Consider the following 19,252-nt stretch of genomic DNA (forward strand, 5'->3'; position numbering starts at 1 on the left):
GGTGCGCCGGGCGGCAGGGCGGGCGGACCGGGCCGTTCAGACCTCGGCGTGGTAGACGTTCTGCGCCTTCTCCAGGCCGTCGGTGAGGACGGTCTCGGCCGCGTCGGCGGCACGCTCGACGACGACGCCGAGCTCCTTGCGCTCGGTCGCGGAGAAGTCCTTGAGCACGTAGGAGGCCGCGTCCATCCGGCCGGGCGGACGGCCCACACCCACACGCAGCCTCAGGTAACCGGGATCCGACAGCGACGAGGTGAGCGAGCGCAGCCCGTTGTGCCCGCCCGCGCCTCCGCCGCGCTTGAGCCGCAGCGAGCCGAAGCCGACGTCCAACTCGTCGTGGATGACCAGGATGCGCTCCAGCGGGACCTTGTAGAAGCGGCTGAGCTCCGCGACGGGCCCGCCGGAGAGGTTCATGTAGGAACGGGGCTTGGCCAGCACGGCGGGAACGCCCTGGACGCGCGCCTCGGCGACCTCGGCGCGGGATTTGTGCGCCTTGAAGCGCTGCCCGGCGCGCCCGGCCAGTGCGTCGGCGATCATGAAGCCGACGTTGTGCCGGTTGCCGGCGTACGAGGGGCCCGGGTTGCCGAGCCCCACCACCAGCCACCGCTCGGTCTCGACCGGGGCCACCTCACCGCTCCGCTTCTCGGCCGGTGCGGCGGCGTCCGCGGCCGCACCGCTGGACGGCGGCGCGCCGCCCCGCAGTATCCGCCGCAGGAGAGCGCGCATCGCCGTCCGCCGTTTCGTCTCTCGTGATACTCCGTGCGCCGCGCTGCCGCAGGCAGCCGACGCACGGGGCGCGACCGGGACGCCCGCGCGGAGCGGTCCCGGCCAGGCGCCGACCTACTGTTGCTCGGAGGTGGAACCGCCCGACTCGCCGCTGGAGGACTCGGCGGACTCGCCGTCGCCCTTGGCGGCCTCCTCGGCGGCCTCGGCCGCGACGTCGGCCTCCTCGGTCTCCAGCGCCTCGACCTCCTCGTCGCTGCGCTCAGGGGCGATCGTCAGCACCATGGTCTCGGGGTCGGTGACCAGCTCGGTGCCCTGAGGCAGGTTGAGGTCGGCAGCGGTGACGTGCGCGTCCGTCGTCAGGCCGTCGACGCTGTACTCGACGCCCTCGGGGATGCGGGTCGCCTCGGTCTCGACCTCGACGGTGACCAGCTCCTGGTTGAGGACGCCGCCCGGCGCGATCTCGCCCGTCAGGCTCACCGAGATCTCGACGTGGACCTTCTCGCCCTTCTTCACCACGAGCAGGTCGACGTGCTCGAGCCAGCCCTTGATGGGGTCGCGCTGGACGGCCCGGGGCAGAACGAGGTTGTCGGTGCCGGCCAGGCCGTCGACGCGCAGCAGCACGTTCGGGGTCTTCAGAGCCAGCATCAGCTCATGGCCCGGCAGTGCGATGTGGCGAGGGTCGGTGCCGTGGCCGTAGAGGACGGCCGGCACCTTACCCGCGCGGCGGACGCGCCGTGCGGCGCCCTTGCCGAATTCCGTGCGCGGCTCGGCAGCGATGCGTACCTCGGACACGACAAAACTCCTCGGGATCGTCCCCGCGAACCGCGGGGAACACGACTTTACGTAAAAACGGCTCCCGCGTAGACGGCGACGTCCTCAGGGGCCGAGGGCCGCTGCCTGCCGACGACGGGAGCGGACCGCGCCGCGTGGAACGCACCCGCATCGGGTGCGAGCACTCGCCGACGGCGCCGCACCGGCCGCGGCGGTGCGGCCACGTTCCTGTTCAGCGCCCAGCGCGTCCCAGCGGGAGCTGGGGACACTCGGCCAAGTCTAATGGCTCTACCGGGCCCCTCGAACACATACCCCTTCGGCGGACGCGCTGGACCGCGCCCGCCGACGCGTCGACGGTCCTCGAACCGGCCCTCGGACTAGCCCTCGAACAGGCTGGTGACCGATCCGTCGCTGAAGACCTCGCTGATGGCCCGCGCCAGGAGAGGGGCGATCGACAGCTGGGTGAGCTTCTCGAACCGGCGGTCCTTGGGGATGGGCAGCGAGTTGGTGATGACCACCTCCGAGATCCGCGAGTTCTGCAGCCGCTCGGCCGCCGGACCCGAGAGCACACCGTGGGTGGCCGCGGCGATGACCTCGCGTGCGCCCTGTTCGAACAGGGCGTCGGCCGCCTTGACGATGGTGCCGGCGGTGTCGATCATGTCGTCGACCAGCACGCAGGTGCGGCCGTTCACCTGGCCCACGACCTCGTGCACCTTGACCTGGTTGACCACGTCGGGGTCGCGCCGCTTGTGGATGATCGCCAGCGGCGCGCCCATCCGGTCGGCCCAGCGGTCGGCGGTGCGCACCCGCCCGGAGTCGGGCGAGACGACGGTGGCCTCATCGGGCGAGCCGACGCGCGACTGGACGTAGTCCGCCAGCAGCGGAAGCGCGAAGAGGTGGTCCACCGGGCCGTCGAAGAATCCCTGGATCTGGTCGGTGTGCAGGTCGATCGACATCAGCCGGTCCGCGCCCGCGGTGCGGAACAGGTCGGTCATCAACCGCGCCGATATGGGTTCGCGGCCCCGGTGCTTCTTGTCCTGGCGGGCATAGCCCAGGAACGGCGTCACCACCGTGATGCGCTTGGCCGAAGCCCGTTTGAGAGCGTCGACCATGATCAGCTGCTCCATGATCGACTCGTTGATCGGGTCGGAGTGGCACTGCAGCACGAAGGCGTCGCACCCGCGCACCGACTCCAGGTAGCGCACGAAGATCTCGCCGTTGGCGAAGTCCTGGAACTTCGTCGGCGCGACCTCGATGCCGAGCTGATCGGCCACCTGCTCCGCGAGATCGGGGTGCGTGCGCCCCCCGAACAGCATGAGCTTCTTCTGACCCGCGGCCTTCATGCCGGTCACTTCAGAGATCCCCCACAGACACTGACGCAGTCAATCTTCATCGCGGCGCTCCTCGGCGGACTCGGACTGTCCGCCCTGCGCCCGCTCGGCCGCCTCGGCGGCGGCCGTTCCGGGACGCTTGCGCCCGACCCAGCCCTCGATGTTGCGCTGCTTGCCGGCCGAGACCGCCAACGCGCCGGGCGGGACGTCTTCGCGGACCACGGTGCCGGCACCGGTGTAGGCACCGTCGCCCACGTGCACGGGTGCGACGAAGGTGTTGTCGCTGCCGGTGCGGGCGTGGTCGCCGACGGTGGTTCGGTTCTTGGTGACGCCGTCGTAGTTGACGAACACCGAGGAGGCGCCGATGTTGACGCCCACCCCGATGTCGGCGTCACCGACGTAGGTCAGGTGCGGGACCTTGGAGCCCTCGCCGACGGCGGAGTTCTTGACCTCGACGAACGCGCCGATCTTGGCGTCGGACTCGATGACGGTCCCGGGACGCAGGTAGGAGTAGGGGCCGACGCTGACCCCGGGGCCGATGTCGGCGTCGTCGGCGACCACGTGGCGCACGACGGCCTCGGCTCCGACGCGGGTGGCGTTCAGGCGGCAGCCCGGACCCACCACGGCGCCCTCGTCGACGACGGTGCGGCCCAGCAGCTGGGTCTGGGGTTCCACGACGGTGTCGGGGCCGAGTTCGACCTCGGCGTCGACCCAGGTCGACGCGGGGTCGACGATTGTTGCGCCGGAGCGCATGTGCTCGGCCAGCAGGCGGTCGTTGAGCAGCCGGCGGGCCTCGGCCAGCTGCACGCGGTCGTTGACGCCCTGGATCTCGGTCCACTCTCGGGCGACGGAGGCGCCGACGCGGTGGCCGTCGCCGCGCAGGATCGCCGCGGCGTCGGTGATGTACTCCTCGCCCTTGGCGTTGTCCGTGGACAGGCGCCGTACGACCGAGGCCAGGTGGGTCCCGTCGAAGGCGTACATGCCGGAGTTGATCTCGCTGACGGCGCGCTGCTCGTCGGTGGCGTCGGCATGCTCGACGATGGCGGTGAACTCCCCGGAGGCGTCGCGCACGACCCGGCCGTAGCCGGCGGGGTCGGGGACTTCGGCGGAGAGCACGGTGACGGCGTTCCGGGCGCTCTCGTGGGCCTCGACGAGGTCGGACAGGGTGCGCCCGCGCAGCAGCGGGGTGTCGCCGTAGGCGAGGACCACGGTGCCGGAGAGGGAGACGCCCTGGGCTTCCAGCTCTTCCACGGCCATCCGCACGGCGTGGCCGGTGCCGTTCTGCTCCTCCTGGACGGCGGTGGAGACGGCCGGAGCGGTGTCCTTGAGGTGCTGGACCACCCGCTCGCGGGCGTGGCCGACCACGACCACGGTGCGCTCGGGCGCGAGGTCGTCGGCCGCGGCCAGCACATGGCCGAGCATGCTGCGGCCGCAGATCTCGTGCAGGACCTTGGGACGCCTGGACTTCATTCGGGTGCCCTCGCCCGCCGCAAGGACGATGACGGCAGCCGGACGGCTCACGCTCACTGGCGGAGACTCCTCATGTCGCTGGCGGATGCGGATGATCCCCGCGCTGACGCGGGCGGGGTTCCCGGACGCGGCACGGCGCGGCTCCCACAGGCGAGCGCGGGCCGACGTGACGCGTCCGTACGACTGACGGCGCCGGAGGAGAGCAACCTGACGTCGAAGGCGGACAGACCGCTCAGGGCCGACATGGGCAGGATACATGTGGGCTTTGCCCGACGAGGCTGCCACCGCCGCGCCCGTGCGGATGCGGTGGCGTCCGCGGGGAAGCGAAGACGGGCGCGAGCGCGGTGCGCAGGGCCCGGTGTGCGGCGGGAGCGGCGCTGCGGGAGAGTGCACGGCGCTTGCAGCGAAAGCGGCGGCGGGCGCGGGGCGTGCTGTGACATACCCGATGGGCCGACAGGCCGCGCCCCGTACTGAGCGGGCTCCCGGGGAAGGATTCGAACCCTCACCTCAAGGCACCAAAAGCCTGTGTCCTGCCCTTAGACCACCCGGGAAGAAACGAGCCGACCCGCCACGCGGCGGCGGTCCGGTCCGCATGCCAACGATAGCGGCTCCGCCCGGGTCTCGGCACATCCGTATCCCGCGCACGCGTTCTCCGCCGCGGGCTCTCCGCCTGCACCGCTTTGAACTTACGAGACCGTAGGTTACGGTTACGTAGGTATAGGTTCTTGAAAACCGGCTAGCGGTGGGGTGAGCGGAGCCGCCGCTCCGCTCCGACATCCGCAGTCGGGCCCACGAACAAGGTGGACATATGACCGCAGCACCCGAGATCGCGCCCGCACAGGCGAACAAGCGGACGCGTGAACCCGAACTCGATCCCGAAGGCCGGGGCAAGGTGGAGCGCTACACCGTCTTCGCCTTCGTCTTCATCCCACTCCTGGCGCTGGCCGCAGCGGTGCCCTTCGCCTGGGGCTGGGGGCTCACTCTGACCGACATCGCGATCGGCACGGCGTTCTACCTCGTCAGCGGCCTGGGTATCACCGTCGGCTACCACCGGCACTTCACCCACGGCTCGTTCAAGGCCAACCGCCCGCTGCGCACCGCACTGGCCGTGGCCGGCAGCCTGGCCATCCAGGGTTCGGTCATCAAGTGGGTCGCCGACCACCGGCGCCACCACAAGTACGCCGACGCCGACGGCGACCCGCACTCGCCGTGGCGCTTCGGCGACGACTGGCGCTCGGTGGCCAAGGGCCTGTACTACGCCCACATGGCCTGGCTCTACCTCGACGAGGAGAAGACCTCGCCCAAGCGGTTCGCGCCGGATCTGCTCAAGGACACCGACATCCGCCGCGTCGACCGCTTGTTCGGTCCGCTCGTGCTCTTGTCTCTGGTGGGCCCGGGGGTCGTCGGCGGCCTCGTCACCATGTCCTGGTGGGGCGCGCTCACCGCGTTCTTCTGGGGCGGCCTGGTGCGCGTCGCGCTGCTGCACCACGTCACCTGGTCGATCAACTCCATCTGCCACACCATCGGCGAGGAGAACTTCGAGGTCCGCGACCGCTCGCGCAACGTGTGGTGGCTGGCGATCCCGTCCTTCGGCGAGTCCTGGCACAACCTGCACCACGCCGACCCCACCTGCGCCCGCCACGGAGTGCTCAAGGGCCAGATCGATATTTCCGCGCGCGTCATCTGGGTGTTTGAGAAACTCGGATGGGCGAGTAAAGTCCGGTGGCCCAACGCCGACCGGCTTTCCGCCAAGCGCGTCGGCGCCGAGAGCTAGAGTGAGATTCCATGGCAGCGGTCAGCGAAAGCGAGCAGCCACGGTCGCGCCGTAGGCGCATGACCGGAAAACAGCGCCGTGAGCAACTCCTTCAGATCGGGCGCGAACTCTTCGCCGAGCGCGGGTTCGACGCCACCTCGGTCGAGGAGATAGCGGCCCGGGCGGGTGTGTCCAAACCCGTCGTCTACGAGCACTTCGGCGGTAAGGAAGGTGTCTACGCGGTCGTCGTCGACCGTGAGATGCAGACACTGCTCGAGATGATCGCCGAATCGCTGACCGCTGACACCCCGCGCGGCAAGATCGAGAACGCCGCGCTGGCGCTGCTGCGCTACGTGGAGGAGTACAGCCAGGGCTTCCGCATCCTGGCACGCGACTCCCACGCCGCTTCGGGCACCGGCAGTTTCGCCAGCCTGATCAGCGACATCGCCACCCAGGTCGAGCACATCCTGGCCGAGGAGTTCAGCAGCCGGGGCTATGACCCCAAGCTCGCGCCGATGTACGCGCAGTCGCTGGTGGGCATGGTGGCCATGACCGGGCAGTGGTGGCTGGAGGTTCGCAAGCCCAAGCGCGAGATCGTGGCGGCGCACCTGGTCAACCTCGCCTGGAACGGCCTGTCCAATCTGGAGTCCCGGCCGCGGCTGGACCACGTCCACCCCAGGCGCGGCCAGGGCCGGCTCCACTAGGGGCGTTCGGCCCGCCGTGCGCGGCGGGCCGATCCCCGCCCGCCGCGCGAACACCGCCTCCGCGCGGCGATATCCGCACCGGGCGCCACTATCTTGATATCAAGAGATAGGCTGGCGGCATGCGTGATGAGGTCGACGGTCTGGTCGAGGCGTGGCGCGCCGAGCGCCCCGACCTCGACATCGAGCCCCTCCAGGTGTTCAGCCGGGTATCCCGCCTGGCCCGGCTCCTGGACCGCGCCCGGCGCGCCGTCTTCACCGAGCACGGCCTTGAGCCCTGGGAATTCGACGTCCTGGCCGAGCTGCGCCGATCGGGCCCGCCCTACGAGCTCAGCCCCGGCCGACTGCTGCGCGCCACGCTGGTCACCTCCGGCACCATGACCAATCGCATCGACCGGCTCGCCGCCGCCGGGCTGGTGCGCCGCGGCCCGGATCCCGCCGACAAGCGCGGCGTGCTGGTGCGGCTGGCCCCCGAGGGGCGCGAGCGCGTCGACGGGGCGCTGGCGGCGCTGGTCGACTACGAGGAGTCGCTGCTGTCCGGGGTGCCCCGCGAAGACCGCCGGGCCCTGGCCTCGCTGCTGCGATCGGTGCTGTCACCCCTCGACGAGTGACGGGCCCGTCGGCCACTCTTGTCACCCGGCGGTATCCGCCCCGCTCTCACCGGGATGCCGCCCCGGCACGCCGGTTTCAGGGTGCAAGAGAAAGTGTGACGACGTGGACGACCGCTGGTGTTCCGCCGCCGCCGCGGCGGCGGCCCTGATCCTCGCAGGCTCGCTGACGGCCTGTTCTTCCGAGGACGACGCGCAGGAGGCGCCGCGCAAGCGCTTCTACCTCTCGCTGGGCGACTCCCTGGCGGTGGGTGTGCAGCCCGACGAGGACGGGACTCTCGAGCAGACCCGGCAGGGCTACACCGACGCCCTCCACACGATCCTCTACGACCGCGACTCCACGCTCGCCCACGAGCGCCTGGGCTGCGGCGGCGAGGACACCACAAGCTTCGTCGACGGCGGGCTGGAGCGCTGCGCCGACCGCTACGAGGAGGGCTCCCAGCTGGCCCAGGCCGAGCGGTTCCTCAAGGAGAACGGCGACCGCACGGAACTGGTGACCGTCGGCATCGGAGCCAACAACTTCACGGGCTGCGTCCTGGAGGCCGTGGAGAGCGGGGACGGCTCGAGCACCGGCTCGGCGGAGGGGGCCGACGGGCCCGCCCTGTCCCGGCTCACCGACATCGACCGCGAATGCGTCGACGAGGGCCTGGAACGCCTCACGGAGGAGATGCCCGTCATCGCCACGCGCCTGCGCGACGCAGCAGGCGACGACGTGCAGATCGTCGGCATGACCTACTACAACCCGTTCCTGGCGGCCCTGCTGCTGGAGGACGGCGCGGCGGGCGGCGACGGTGCCGCCGCGAGCGAGACCGTCGACTACGCCACCGGCGTCTTCGAGGAGATGAACTCCGTGATCACCGAGTCCTACTCCGATGCGGGCATCGATGTCGCCGACGTGGCCGAGGCGTTCGAGTCGTCCGACTTCGAGGTCCCCGAGGACAGCGATACGGACATGCCCGCGAACGTGCAGAACATCTGCGACTACACCTGGATGTGCGACACCGCCCGCGGGCCCGACATCCACACCAACCAGGCCGGCGCCGCCGAAATAGCCGAAACCTTCGCCGCCAACGTCGAGTAGCCGCCACCCGCCGCCGGGCGGCCGATCGCCGCCGACCGGCACCCTGCTGCCGGTCGACGGCCGACGCCGGTCAGTCGCTGATCTTCTCCGCTTCGTTGAGCCAGGCCTCCTCGAGCTCCTCCTTCTCGGCCTGGAGGGCCTTGAGCTCGGAGTCGAGTTCGGCCAGACGCGTGTAGTCGTCGGCCGCTTGGGCCATCTGCTCGTGGAGTTCGGACTCGCGCGTGCCGATGCGGTCGAGGCGGCGCTCGATGCGCTGGGTCTCCTTCTGCACGGAGCGCCGCTCGCCCGCCGAGAGCCTGGGGGCGGCCTCCGGCTCGGACCCGCCGCCGGACCCGCCGCCGGTGCCGGCCTCGGGGCGGTGCCCGGGCACGGCGGCGCCGGCGTCGGTCTGGCGTGCGCGGCGCTGCAGGTACTCGTCGACGCCGCCCGGCAGGAACAGCAGGTCGCCGTCGCCCATCAGCGCCATCACACGGTCGGAGACGCGCTCCAGGAACCACCGGTCGTGGCTGACCACCACCAGTGTGCCCGGCCAGCCGTCGAGGAGGTCTTCCAGCTCGGTGAGCGTCTCGATGTCGAGGTCGTTCGTGGGCTCGTCCATGAGCAGGACGTTGGGCTCGTTCATCAGCAGCCGCAGCAGCTGCAGGCGCCGCCGCTCGCCGCCGGAGAGTTCGCCGATCGGGGTCCACTGGCGCTCGCCGCGGAACCCGAACCGCTCCAGCATCTGGCTGGCGGTGACCTCCTTGCCGCCGAAGGTGATGTGCCGTCGGACCTCCTCGACCGCCTGCAGCGGGCGCTTGTCGGGGTCCAGCTCGGCCAGCGTCTGGGACAGGTGGGCCAGGTTCACCGTCTTGCCGTGGCGCACCCGTCCGCCGTCGGGATCGCGCTCCCCGGCCAGTGCCCGCAGCAGCGAGGTCTTGCCCGAGCCGTTGACGCCGACCAGACCGATGCGCTCCCCCGGCCCCAGCTGCCAGTCGAGTCTGTCGAGCAGGACGGTGCTGTCGGCGGTGAGCGTGAGGTCCTCGGTGTCGACGACCGTCTTGCCCAGGCGGGAGCTGGCGAAGCGCACCAGTTCCACGGTGTTTCGGGGCGGCGGCTCGCCCGCGATCAGGGCGTTGGCGGCCTCGACGCGGAACTTCGGTTTGGAGGTGCGGGCCGGCGGCCCGCGGCGCAGCCACGCCAACTCCTTGCGCATGAGGTTCTGGCGCCGCTCCTCGGCCGCGGCCGCCAGTCGCTCGCGCTCGGCCTTGGCGAGCACGTAGGCGGCGTAGCCGCCCTCGTAGCGTTCGACGCGGCCGTCGACGACCTCCCAGGTGCGGTTGGTCACGGCGTCGAGGAACCACCGGTCGTGGGTGACGACCGTGAGCGCTTCGCGGCGCCCGCGCAGGTGCTCGGCCAGCCACGCGATGGCCTCAAGGTCCAGGTGGTTGGTGGGCTCGTCGAGGATGACGAGGTCGTGGCTGTCGATCAGCAGCCGCGCGATCGCCGCCCGGCGGCGCTCGCCGCCGGAGAGGGTGGACATGGAGACGTCGAGGTCCCACCCGCTGAGCAGCCCCCGCAGAACGTCGCGCACCCGGGCGCTGCCCGCCCACTCGTGCTCGGCGAGGTCGCCCAGGACGAACCCGCCGACGGTGGCCTCGGGGAAGGTGTCGCTCTGCTGCAGGAAGCCGATGCGCAGGCCGCGGCTGTGCACGATGCGCCCGGAGGCGGGCGGGGTACGCCCCGCGATCACCGAGACCAGAGTGGACTTGCCGCCGCCGTTGCGCCCGACCACGCCGATGCGGTCGCCTTCGTCGACACCGAGGGAGACGTTGTCGAGCAGTACGAGCGGCCCGTATGCCAGGGACACGTCTTGCAGGTTCACGAGATTCGTCATCGTGCTTCCCATTGTGGTGGCCTGCGCGGGTGCCCGCGAACATGGTCCACAGGAACGGCTCCCCGGCGCGGCGGCCGCGGCGAGGAGGGCCGCGCCGGCTCCGCCCGCGGTCGGGCGGAGCCGCCGTGATCACGGCAGGAAGAACGCGCGGGCCCGCTCGGCGATGCCGGCGGTGTCGAGGCCGTGGGCCCGGTCGTGGTCGGCGGGGGTGCCGTAGCCGCGCACCTCGGTGTCGCGGCGCACGCCCAGTGAGCGCTGCCGGTGGCGGCGGTCGGCGAGCGCGGCGGCGACCTCGTGAGCCGAGGTGCCCTCCAGGTAGGGCTCGACCACAAGCACGTCGGCCTGTCCGGCCCGCGCCACGAGGCGGTTCAGCCCCTCCCTGTCGAAGGGGCGCACGGTGGCGGCATAGGCGACCGTGACGTCCAGGTCCTCGGTGGCGGCGAGCACGCGGTCCAGCATGGGACCGACCGCGACGGCGACGCCGGTGGAGCGCGCCGAGCCCGACCGGACCGTCTGCAGCCCCGGCCCGGTGGGGCGGGCCGCGGCGTTGCCGCGCTCGCTCAGCCGCAGGTAGACGTTGCCCTCCTGGTGCAGCGCCGATTCAAGCAGCGGGGCGACCTCGTCGGCGTGGCCCGGCACGTGCACGGTCCACTCGGGCAGCGAGTCCAGCAGCGCGACGTCGCCGGGCGCCATGTGGGTCCTGCCGTAGTAGGGGCTGTCGTAGGAGGCCCCGGAGCTGACCAGGACCGCTCCGACGCCTTGGTGGCCCAGGTCGAGCTTGACCTGCTCGAAGGGCCGCTCCACCAGGAAGGGCGCGAAGGTGTGGGCGATCGGCCGCATACCGGTGAGCGCCAGGCCGCCGGCCACCCCGATCATCAGCTGTTCGCGGATGCCCAGGTTGACGACGCGGTCGGGGTGGCGCCGGGCCGCGTCGGTGAAGAGGCCCGCCGAGATGTCGGCGAGGACCAGGGCGAGCCGCGGGTCGGTGTCCAGCGCGGCGGCGACGACGTCGGCGAAGGTGTCGCGCATGGGTTGGGCGGCCACTGCCGGAGCCGGTGCGGGCGGTGCTGCTGTCATGGCTGTCATCCCTTCGGGCGGACGCGGGCGACCACGGCGAGCGGCCGTCCGCGGTGCGGCCGCGTCAGTGCGTCGTAGAGGGCGGACCGGTCGCGGCCGGGCGCCGAACGGGTCTGCCAGTCCTCGGCGGAGAATCGCGCGTCGATTCCGCCGGGCCAGCCGTGGGTGGCCGAGGAGTTGTCGACCACGACGGCGGTGAGGTTGTCGAGGCCCATGCGGCCTGCGGCGGCGATGGCCTCGTGGTTGCTGCCCTCGTCGAGCTCGCCGTCGCCCATCAGGACGACGACGCGCGGCCGGGGGCGGCCCTGGGCCCTCAGTCCGAGCGCGGTGCCCACGCCCAGCCCCAGGCCGTGGCCGAGCGAGCCGCTGCTGATCTCCACGCCGGGGATCAGCGTCCGATCGGGGTGGTGGCCCAGCGGGGAGTCGAACGCGGCCCAGCGCCGCAGGGTCGCCAGGTCGATGAAGCCCTTCGCGGCGAGCACCGCGTAGTAGGGCACGGGCCCGTGGCCCTTGGACAACAGGAACCGGTCGCGGTCGGGGTCGTCAGCGGTCTCGGGCGAGACGTCGAGGACGCGGTCGTAGAGCACCCACAGCACCTCGCGGGTGGACTCGGCCGCGCTGCGGTGCTTCTCGTCGCCGGTCATCAGGCCCGACAGCGCGGGCAGGTCGGCGTATCTGGTGAGCGCTGGTGCAGTCGGCATGGCGCCAGTCTCCGACCTGAACCGAACTTGAGGTCAATACCCCGGATGCGACGCACGCGAAGCCGGGTGTGAGGTGCGGCACCCGGCGGCGCAAGGGGCCCGGGTCGGTGGCGAACGGCAGGCGCGCGCCGCGCGGCGCTCAGAGGATCGTCGTGCCCGGTACGTCGCCGTAGGCGGTGACGGCGTACGCGCAGTCGGGGGCGGTGCGCACCGCTGCTGCGACCCGCTCGGCATGCTCGGCGGAGGCGGCCAGGAACGCACACGTCGGGCCGGATCCGGACACGAAGGCGCCCAGCGCCCCCGCCGCCCTGCCGGCCTGCAGCGTCTCGGCCAGTACCGGGCGCAGCTCCAGCGCGGCGGGCTGCAGGTCGTTGCTCAGCGCGGCGCCGACGGCGGGTGCGTCGCCCTCCGCCAGCGCCGCCATCAGCGCGGAATCGCCTTGGGGCTCCCGCGCGTCGGGGCGCAGGCGGTCGTAGGCGGCGAAGACGCCGGGCGTGGGCAGTCCGCCCTCGGACAGCGCGAAGGCCCAGTGCAGCCGCGCCGCACAGCGGGCCGGCGCGAGCACCTCGCCGCGGCCGGTACCCACCGCCGTGCCGCCGAGCAGCGGGAACGCGACGTCGCTGCCGAGCCGGGCGGCCAGCTCCAGCAGCCCGTCGCGGTCCAGCCCGGTGCCCCAGAACGCGTCGCAGGCCACCAGCGCGGCTGCGGCGTCGGCGCTGCCGCCCGCCATCCCGCCGGCGACCGGGATCGCCTTGCGCAGGTGCAGGCGCACCGGTTCCCGCGCGCCGGTCTCGCGCGCGAGCAGCTCGGCGGCACGCCAGGCCAGGTTCGTGGAGTCGAGCGGCACGCGGGCCACGTGCGAGGCCAGCCCGCCCCCGCTCGCGTCCTCGGCCGTCAGCTCGACTGGGCCTCCGGTTGCGCGCGTTCGGGCACCGGTGACGGTAACCTCGTCGAACAGCGCTACTGCGTGGAAGACATTGACCAGATCGTGGTATCCATCTTCGCGCGCCGGCCCAACCGCCAGCTGGAGGTTCACCTTCGCGGGGACCCGAACGGTCACGGCGGTCGTAGTGGTCACGAGTCCTAGATCGTAAAGGAATCCCCGCCCCGGTGAACCCCCGTACTGCGACTTCGGTCGCCCCTGCCCCGGGCGCGGCCGAGTGACGGCGGCGGGCGGTTCATCGGCGGTCTCCTGCCCGCGCCGGGTTCCCGGCTGTCCGGATGCGGGCGCCGTGGCCTGCCCGGGTGGGTATCTGGGCACGAACACCGCTACCTTGGGGCCAGGCGGAGTTAGGACACCGTCGGGGAGGGTCGCTTGCCGTCGGATGGGCTCCCGAAGAACCTGGAACCGTTGGCCGCCGGAGATCCGGCGACCATCGGCCCCTATGTGCTGGCCGGCCGCCTGGGCAGCGGAGGAATGGGGACGGTCTACCTGGGCCGTACCCCCGAGAAGGGCGCCCAAGTCGCGATAAAGGTGATCCGGCCCGAGCTCGCCTTCGACGAGCCCACTCGCGCGCGCTTCCGCGACGAGATGGAGAACGCCCGCAGGGTGGCCTCCTTCTGCACGGCCAAGGTGCTCGACCACGGCACCTTCGAGGGCCGCCCCTACATGGTCACCGAGTACATCGCGGGCACCGCGCTGGCCGAGCACGTCTCCGAGCACGGGGCCCTGGACTCCAGCACGCTGCACGGCTTCGCGCTCGGGATCGCCGCCGCGCTGGCGGCCATCCACCGCACCGGCCTCGTGCACCGCGACCTGAAGCCGGCCAACGTGCTGCTGTCGCTGTCAGGGCCGCGGGTGATCGACTTCGGCATCGCGCGGGCGATGAACACCTCCGCCAACCACACGCAGACCGGCATCGTCATGGGCAGCCCCGGCTGGATGGCGCCGGAGCAGCTGCTGGAGGAGAACGTCACCACCTCCGCCGACATCTTCGCCTGGGGATGCCTGGTGGCGTTCGCGGGCAGCGGCGTCCATCCGTTCGGCAACGGCGACGCCATGACTCTGGGCAAGCGGGTACTGTTCGCCGAACCGCAGATCGGCGGCCTCGACAGCCCGTTGGACCGGCTGGTGGCCCAGGCGCTGGCCAAGGAGCCCGAGCGGCGCCCCAAGGCCCAGGACCTGCTGCTGGAGCTGGCCGGCGGCGAGGAGGCCACCAGCGGCGGCGGTGACGCCAACGAGATGGTCAGCCACGCGCTGCACAACTCGTGGCGGCCCAATCTGCCGCCCGCGGCTCCCATGCCGCCCCCGCCCGGGCCGCCGCCCAATCCGCGCCAGAGCGCCACCGGCATGCCCTACCCCGCCCAGCCGGGGCCTCCCGGACCGCCCCACGGCGGCGGCCAGTCCGGCCAAGCCGGCCAGCCCTACCCGGGGCCGCCGCAGCATGCGCCGATGCCGGCGCAGCCCAACCACCACAGCCAGCCCATGCCGCGTGCTGCGGGCATGGCGCCCCAGGCCCCCCAGGCTTCGCAGGGCCCCTCGGCGCCGCCTCCGCCCCAGTCGGCCCCCGGGCCTCAGGGGCAGAGCGGTCCGGGCGGTCACGGCGGACCGCAAGGGCCCGGTCCGCAGCCGCCCCAGGGCCAGCAGGGGCGCCAGACGGGCCAGTTCCCGGCGGTCGCGCCGAACCAGACGGGGCCCGTTCCGCAGGTGCCGCCCGGCCAGGAGCAGGGCGGCCGCAACGCCCGCCCGCACGCACAGCCCTACGTGCCGCCCGCCTCGCTGCCGCCGCATCGGCCCATGCAGCCGGGCAAGCGGCGGCGCTGGGTGGCGATCACCGCGGTGGCCGCCATCGTCCTCGTCGTGCTGCTGTTCACCACGCTGACCCTGCTGGGGATGCAGAACCTGCTCTGGCCGGGGGCGGCCGCGGGTTCGGAGGACTCCGGCGCGGACGGCGGCGAACAGGCCGCTCCCGAGGGCGCGGACGAGGACCCGGACGCCGGTGCGTCCTCGGCGCCTAACACCGCCAGCGACGGCCGCATGGTGTTCCGAGTGCAGGAGTACGAGTGCTCCCCCGAGGTCGAGGGCCGCTCCAGGGTCCACCGCGGAACCTACTGCGTGTTCGCGCTGTCGGTGCAGAACACCAGCCCCGAGCGCATCTCCCTGGAGCACAGCAGGCAGCGGCTGGCAAAGGGCGAGCAGGAGTTCCTGACGGCGTCGGAGCCCTTGGGGGCCGAGAGCCAGGCCCCGCTGTGGCGGTCGGTCCCCAGCGGCGAGCAGGCCGAGGGCCAGCTGGTGTTCATCGTCTCGGACGGGGAGGAGGTCGACACCGGCGCGCTGCACTTGAGCAGCGGAGACGGCGGTCCCCCCGCCGTGGTCGAGGTCGCCGACGTCACCAAGGCGGGCTGAGGCCCGGGAAGCCCAGAGCCTCGGGTTCAGCCGCTCTCGCGCCCTGCGCCGTCCGCGCCGCCCGGTTCCGCGGCGCTGTCGGCGTGCGCGGCGATCCTGGCGAAGGCCCCGATGTCCAGCGACTCCCCGCGGGCGCCCGGGTCGATGCCGGCGGCTCGCAGCACCCGCTCGGCCGCAGGCGCCGAGCCCGCCCAGCCTGCCAGCGCCGCACGCAGCGTCTTGCGCCGCTGCGCGAAGGCCGCGTCGACGACGGCGAACACCGCACGGCGGTCGGGAAGCGCCCCCTCGGCGCCGACGGGCGGCGCGGTTCGGCGCCGCAGCGCGACGAGCCCGGAGCCGACGTTGGGCACCGGCCAGAACACGCTGCGCCCGACCGACCCCGCCCTGCGCACCTCGGCGTACCAGGCCGCCTTGGCCGAGGGCGCCCCGTAGGTACGGCTGCCCGGCCCGGCGGCGAGCCGGTCGGCGACCTCCGCCTGGACCATGACCAGCACTCGGCGCAGGCTCGGCAGCCGCTCCAGCAGATGGAGCAGCACGGGGACGGCGACGTTGTAGGGCAGGTTGGCGACCAGCGCCGTGGGGGCGGGGCCGGGTATCTCGGTGATGCGCATCGCGTCGGCGGTGACCACGCGCAGCCGGTCGACGTGGGCGGGGCAGAACTCCTCCGCCGTCTTGGGCAGCGCATCGGCCAGGCGCGGATCGATCTCCACGGCCGTGACCGCGCGGACGTGGGGCAGCAGCGCGAGAGTCAGCGACCCGAGTCCGGGGCCGACCTCAAGCACCACGTCGTCGGCGCCCACCTCGGCCGTGCGCACGATGCGCCGCACGGTCCCGCCGTCGACGACGAAGTTCTGCCCGAGCGTCTTGGTCGGCCGCAGCCCTGTGCGCTCGGCCAGCCGCCGCACGTCGCCGGGTGTGAGCAGACGCGCATCGCCGGAGGAGTCGGATTCGGTCACCGTAACATTCTGCCAGCACACGGTCCGGCCGCGCCGTGGAGCACCGGAGCGGGCGCCGCCCCGCCCTCGGCCTTCGACCCGCCGGATCGCCGGATCGCCGGTTCCGGGAATCGGATTCCGACGCGGGTCACTCCTTGCGGGAGCGTCCCCGCTCGACGAGCTCCGCGCTCAGCACCGTGGTCTCAGGAGCCCGCTCGGCGTCGCCGATGCGGGCCAACAGCAGGTGGGCGGCCGTCGTGCCGACGTCGTAGGCCGGCTGGGAGACCACCGACAGCGGCGGGTCGACCAGCGTGGCCCATGACGCCTCGTCGAAGGCGACCACGCCCACGTCTCGTCCCGGCCGCAGTGCCAAGTCGCGCATGGTGTGCAGGACGCCGGTGGCCATGGAGCTGCTGGCCACCAGCAGGGCGTCGGGGCGCTCGGCGCCGTCCAGCATCCGGCGCGCGGCGGCGGCCGCTCCCTCCTCCTTGAACGGGGCGCGGCGCACCAGGTGAGGCGACGTGTCCATGCCCGCTTCGCGCAGGGCCTCGCGGTAGCCGGCGAGGCGGTCGTCGGCGGTGCGGATGCCCTCGGGGCCGGTGATGCACCCGACGCGGCCGTACCCCTGGGCGAGCAGGTGGCGCGTGGCCTCGGCGGCGGCCTGCCGGGAGTCGACGAGCACCGTGTCGGCGGGAGCGCCGGGCGCGGGGCGGTCGACGGCGACCATGGGCATGCCGTCGGCGCGCAGCAACTCGGTGTTGCGCTCGTCGCCGGTGCTGGAGATGATCACCCCGGCGGCGCGGTCCTGGACGGCCACCCGCACGTACTCGCGCTCCTTGCCGACGCTCTCGTCGGAATTGCACAGCAGCACCGAGTAGCCGCCGGCCCGGGCCACGTCCTCCACACCGCGTGCGACCGCGGTGAAGAACGGATTCTCCACGTCGGAGATGACCAGGGCGACGACGTCGGTCTCCTGGCGGCGCAGGTTCCGAGCCAGGGCGTTGGGCCGGTAGTCCAGCGCCTCCGCGGCCCACAGCACACGCTCGGCCATCGCGGGATCGACCGTGGCCTTGCCGTTGAGCGCCCGCGAGGCCGTGGCCACGGACACCCCCGCACGCGCCGCCACATCGCTGATGGTCGCCATCACCCGCTCCCTCGTCCCGGAGCCTTCCGGGCCCGGCCGCCCCGTGGACCGAACCGCGCGCCGACGTACGCAGGCTCCCACACGAGCGTTTCGAAACGAGTTCACCCGCGGTCGAGGGTGGCGGGCCGCCGGGCCTTCCGGCAGGCCCGCCACCACGCGGCCCTACGGACTGCCGGTGATGTGGGGATCGTCGTCGGCCGCCTCTTCGGTGTAGGGGACGGGGACGACGGGAACGTGCTTGCCCACCGGATTGCCCGACCGGTTCTCGGTGAAGCTCAGGGTGCCGGTCGCGCCCCGGACCTCGTGCTGCTCGTTCAGCAGCAGCAGGTGCTCGCGGACCTCTTGGGGCGTCGGAGGGGCCTCCTGCCACGGCTTGGTGATCCGGATCGCGTTGACGGTGATGGACATCGCGTCGTGGTAGGTGATGGCGTATCCGTTCTCCACTTCCGCGGGATCGCCGCTGACGAGGTCGCTGAATCGGGAGTGGAAATCGGCGAACCCGGCAGGCGCGTCCGGGGCGCCGTCCTGCCCCCATCGGGGGTCGGCGCCGGTGGCGTTGAGGAGGGTGATGTTGCCTTCCCGCAGCGTGGAGAGGTCTTCGTCGTCCCAGGGGTACTCCCCGATCTCCGCGAAGAGCACGGAGATCGGCTCGGACCGGCAGACGCGTTCGCTCAACGCGTCCAGGAAGACACGCAGGTCGGTCGCGCGACCGGCGAAGAGGACCATGTCGGGGCCTGCCGAGCAGATGTTCTGTGTGACGGGATAGAAGACGTTCACCCCGCCTTCGGCTATCGAGTGCCCGGCGAACGGCTGGTCGGGGAAGGCGATGTGGTCGCTGAGCCGGTTGCGGTAGGCCTTCCGCAGGGAGGTGACGAACAGGTCCTCGGGGACGCGGTCGTAGACCATGATCGCCGTTTCCAGATCGTCCCGGCCCTGCAGATAGCGATCGAGCGCGGTGGCGAAGTCGGTGTTGCTCGGCGCCGTCCTGATGAGGCCGGGGATGCTGCCGTGGTCGAGCCCGTCCGCGGTCGTGGCCCCGGTGATGATCGGAATCCCGTTCTCGGACAGCCGCTGCGCCGCCTGCTCGGTGCGCGTCGTGCTCAGTGCCTGGCCCATCACAGCGACCAACGGGGGATCTTCCTCGGTCATCTCCTCGATCCGGGCCACCGGGACCTCCCACTGCTTCTGCCGAGTCCCCTCGTTGGCGAGGTAGAGCTGGACCAGCGGCTTCTGGTCGCCCAGCTCCCTGGTGCGGTTCGCCCGGTGCAGTGCCACGTAGGCGCCTTCCAGCGCGTTGCGCACCTGGTCGGGGGCGATCGCCGTGCGCTCGGAGGCGGTCAGCGGCGCCAGCAGCGCCACCCGTACCAGCGAACGGTCCTCTTGGGCGGCTTTCTCCGCCGCCCACTGGTTCTCGTCCACGATGTCCTTCTGGACCGCGCTCAGGTGGGGAGCGAATTCGAAGGACCCGTCGGTGACCCCGACGCACTCGCCGCCGACGTGGCGTACCCCGTTCCCCATCCCTCCGCAGCGCAGATCGGGCACCCCCCACCACACGGCGCCTGCGACGAGTGCGAGCACCGCGCCGGCCGCCGCCCATGCCAGGATGCGGCGCTTGCGCCGCATCGCCCCCACAGGCGATGGGCTCGCGATACCTCCCGAGTCGGCGTGCTGGGCCGTACTCTCCTGTGACACGTGTCCCTCCTCGGTTCGGCTGCCCTGTCGCGGCGGCTGACGGCCT

General features: G+C 72.3%; 16 protein-coding genes and 1 tRNA gene. 5 read left to right on the forward strand and 12 right to left on the reverse strand.

The window, feature by feature from the left end:
• Positions 1–36: 36 nt before the first annotated feature.
• From pth to LP52_RS00105, 5 genes are all read right to left on the reverse strand, one after another.
• The gene (gene pth / locus LP52_RS00085; RefSeq protein WP_084722752.1) at positions 37–723 is read right to left on the reverse strand and encodes an aminoacyl-tRNA hydrolase; all 687 of its coding nucleotides are present in this window, start codon (positions 721–723) and stop codon (positions 37–39) included.
• Between the two features lie 114 nt (positions 724–837).
• Positions 838–1,515: a 50S ribosomal protein L25/general stress protein Ctc gene (locus tag LP52_RS00090; protein ID WP_040269632.1), complete on the reverse strand. Its 678-nt coding sequence runs from the start codon at positions 1,513–1,515 to the stop codon at positions 838–840.
• Positions 1,516–1,871: 356 nt separating this feature from the next.
• Positions 1,872–2,846 carry a ribose-phosphate diphosphokinase gene (locus LP52_RS00095; RefSeq protein ID WP_040269633.1) on the reverse strand — a complete coding sequence of 325 codons (975 nt, stop codon included), beginning with the start codon at positions 2,844–2,846 and terminating at the stop codon, positions 1,872–1,874.
• 30 nt (positions 2,847–2,876) lie between these two features.
• Entirely contained in the window at positions 2,877–4,352 is a 1,476-nt protein-coding gene (glmU, locus tag LP52_RS00100) for a bifunctional UDP-N-acetylglucosamine diphosphorylase/glucosamine-1-phosphate N-acetyltransferase GlmU (RefSeq protein WP_040269634.1), read from the reverse strand.
• 422 nt (positions 4,353–4,774) lie between these two features.
• Positions 4,775–4,846 (reverse strand) — tRNA-Gln (locus LP52_RS00105).
• Between the two features lie 257 nt (positions 4,847–5,103).
• Between LP52_RS00105 and LP52_RS00110 the strand changes: the two genes are divergently transcribed.
• The 4 genes from LP52_RS00110 (at position 5,104) to LP52_RS00125 (ending at position 8,438) form a co-directional block, all read left to right on the forward strand.
• On the forward strand, positions 5,104–6,069 hold the full coding sequence (locus LP52_RS00110) for an acyl-CoA desaturase (protein WP_040269635.1): 966 nt from the start codon (positions 5,104–5,106) through the stop codon (positions 6,067–6,069).
• Between the two features lie 11 nt (positions 6,070–6,080).
• Entirely contained in the window at positions 6,081–6,752 is a 672-nt protein-coding gene (locus LP52_RS00115) for a TetR/AcrR family transcriptional regulator (protein ID WP_040269636.1), read from the forward strand.
• Positions 6,753–6,871: 119 nt separating this feature from the next.
• A complete protein-coding gene (locus tag LP52_RS00120) occupies positions 6,872–7,360 on the forward strand; it encodes a MarR family winged helix-turn-helix transcriptional regulator (RefSeq protein WP_040269637.1) in 489 nt (162 codons plus the stop codon).
• Between the two features lie 103 nt (positions 7,361–7,463).
• Positions 7,464–8,438 (forward strand): GDSL-type esterase/lipase family protein, encoded by a 975-nt coding sequence (locus LP52_RS00125; protein WP_040269638.1) that lies wholly within the window; start codon positions 7,464–7,466, stop codon positions 8,436–8,438.
• Positions 8,439–8,508: 70 nt separating this feature from the next.
• Here the strand turns inward: LP52_RS00125 and LP52_RS00130 are convergent, their stop codons facing one another.
• The 4 genes from LP52_RS00130 to LP52_RS00145 all read right to left on the reverse strand — a co-directional run bounded on the left by LP52_RS00130 (position 8,509) and on the right by LP52_RS00145 (position 13,167).
• Positions 8,509–10,311, reverse strand: a complete 1,803-nt coding sequence (locus LP52_RS00130; RefSeq protein WP_040269639.1) for an ABC-F family ATP-binding cassette domain-containing protein — start codon at positions 10,309–10,311, stop codon at positions 8,509–8,511.
• A 129-nt stretch (positions 10,312–10,440) separates the two neighbouring features.
• Complete coding sequence (locus tag LP52_RS00135) at positions 10,441–11,340, reverse strand: transketolase family protein (protein WP_040269744.1); 900 nt, start codon at positions 11,338–11,340, stop codon at positions 10,441–10,443.
• A 53-nt stretch (positions 11,341–11,393) separates the two neighbouring features.
• Positions 11,394–12,089, reverse strand: a complete 696-nt coding sequence (locus tag LP52_RS00140; RefSeq protein ID WP_040269640.1) for a thiamine pyrophosphate-dependent enzyme — start codon at positions 12,087–12,089, stop codon at positions 11,394–11,396.
• A gap of 139 nt (positions 12,090–12,228) precedes the next feature.
• Positions 12,229–13,167: a 4-(cytidine 5'-diphospho)-2-C-methyl-D-erythritol kinase gene (locus tag LP52_RS00145; RefSeq protein WP_040269641.1), complete on the reverse strand. Its 939-nt coding sequence runs from the start codon at positions 13,165–13,167 to the stop codon at positions 12,229–12,231.
• A 237-nt stretch (positions 13,168–13,404) separates the two neighbouring features.
• Between LP52_RS00145 and LP52_RS00150 the strand changes: the two genes are divergently transcribed.
• Positions 13,405–15,435 carry a serine/threonine-protein kinase gene (locus tag LP52_RS00150; protein ID WP_052809248.1) on the forward strand — a complete coding sequence of 677 codons (2,031 nt, stop codon included), beginning with the start codon at positions 13,405–13,407 and terminating at the stop codon, positions 15,433–15,435.
• A gap of 26 nt (positions 15,436–15,461) precedes the next feature.
• Here LP52_RS00150 and rsmA read toward each other — a convergent pair whose 3' ends face one another.
• From rsmA to LP52_RS00165, 3 genes are all read right to left on the reverse strand, one after another.
• Positions 15,462–16,391: a 16S rRNA (adenine(1518)-N(6)/adenine(1519)-N(6))-dimethyltransferase RsmA gene (rsmA, locus tag LP52_RS00155; protein ID WP_040269642.1), complete on the reverse strand. Its 930-nt coding sequence runs from the start codon at positions 16,389–16,391 to the stop codon at positions 15,462–15,464.
• A 127-nt stretch (positions 16,392–16,518) separates the two neighbouring features.
• Positions 16,519–17,514 (reverse strand): LacI family DNA-binding transcriptional regulator, encoded by a 996-nt coding sequence (locus LP52_RS00160; RefSeq protein ID WP_040269643.1) that lies wholly within the window; start codon positions 17,512–17,514, stop codon positions 16,519–16,521.
• 162 nt (positions 17,515–17,676) lie between these two features.
• Positions 17,677–19,206, reverse strand: a complete 1,530-nt coding sequence (locus tag LP52_RS00165) for an ABC transporter substrate-binding protein (protein WP_157036136.1) — start codon at positions 19,204–19,206, stop codon at positions 17,677–17,679.
• Positions 19,207–19,252 lie beyond the last annotated feature (46 nt).

This window comes from Streptomonospora alba (genome assembly GCF_000826685.1).
GTDB lineage: Bacteria > Actinomycetota > Actinomycetes > Streptosporangiales > Streptosporangiaceae > Streptomonospora > Streptomonospora alba.

Bases quoted from the DNA above. Each gene is read 5' to 3' on its own strand.
- pth (WP_084722752.1), bottom strand. From the start codon at position 723: ATGCGCGCTCTCCTGCGGCGGATACTGCGGGGCGGCGCGCCGCCGTCC.
- LP52_RS00110 (WP_040269635.1), top strand. From the start codon at position 5,104: ATGACCGCAGCACCCGAGATCGCGCCCGCACAGGCGAACAAGCGGACG.
- LP52_RS00115 (WP_040269636.1), top strand. From the start codon at position 6,081: ATGGCAGCGGTCAGCGAAAGCGAGCAGCCACGGTCGCGCCGTAGGCGC.
- LP52_RS00120 (WP_040269637.1), top strand. From the start codon at position 6,872: ATGCGTGATGAGGTCGACGGTCTGGTCGAGGCGTGGCGCGCCGAGCGC.
- LP52_RS00130 (WP_040269639.1), bottom strand. From the start codon at position 10,311: ATGACGAATCTCGTGAACCTGCAAGACGTGTCCCTGGCATACGGGCCG.
- LP52_RS00135 (WP_040269744.1), bottom strand. From the start codon at position 11,340: ATGCGCGACACCTTCGCCGACGTCGTCGCCGCCGCGCTGGACACCGAC.
- LP52_RS00140 (WP_040269640.1), bottom strand. From the start codon at position 12,089: ATGCCGACTGCACCAGCGCTCACCAGATACGCCGACCTGCCCGCGCTG.
- LP52_RS00160 (WP_040269643.1), bottom strand. From the start codon at position 17,514: ATGGCGACCATCAGCGATGTGGCGGCGCGTGCGGGGGTGTCCGTGGCC.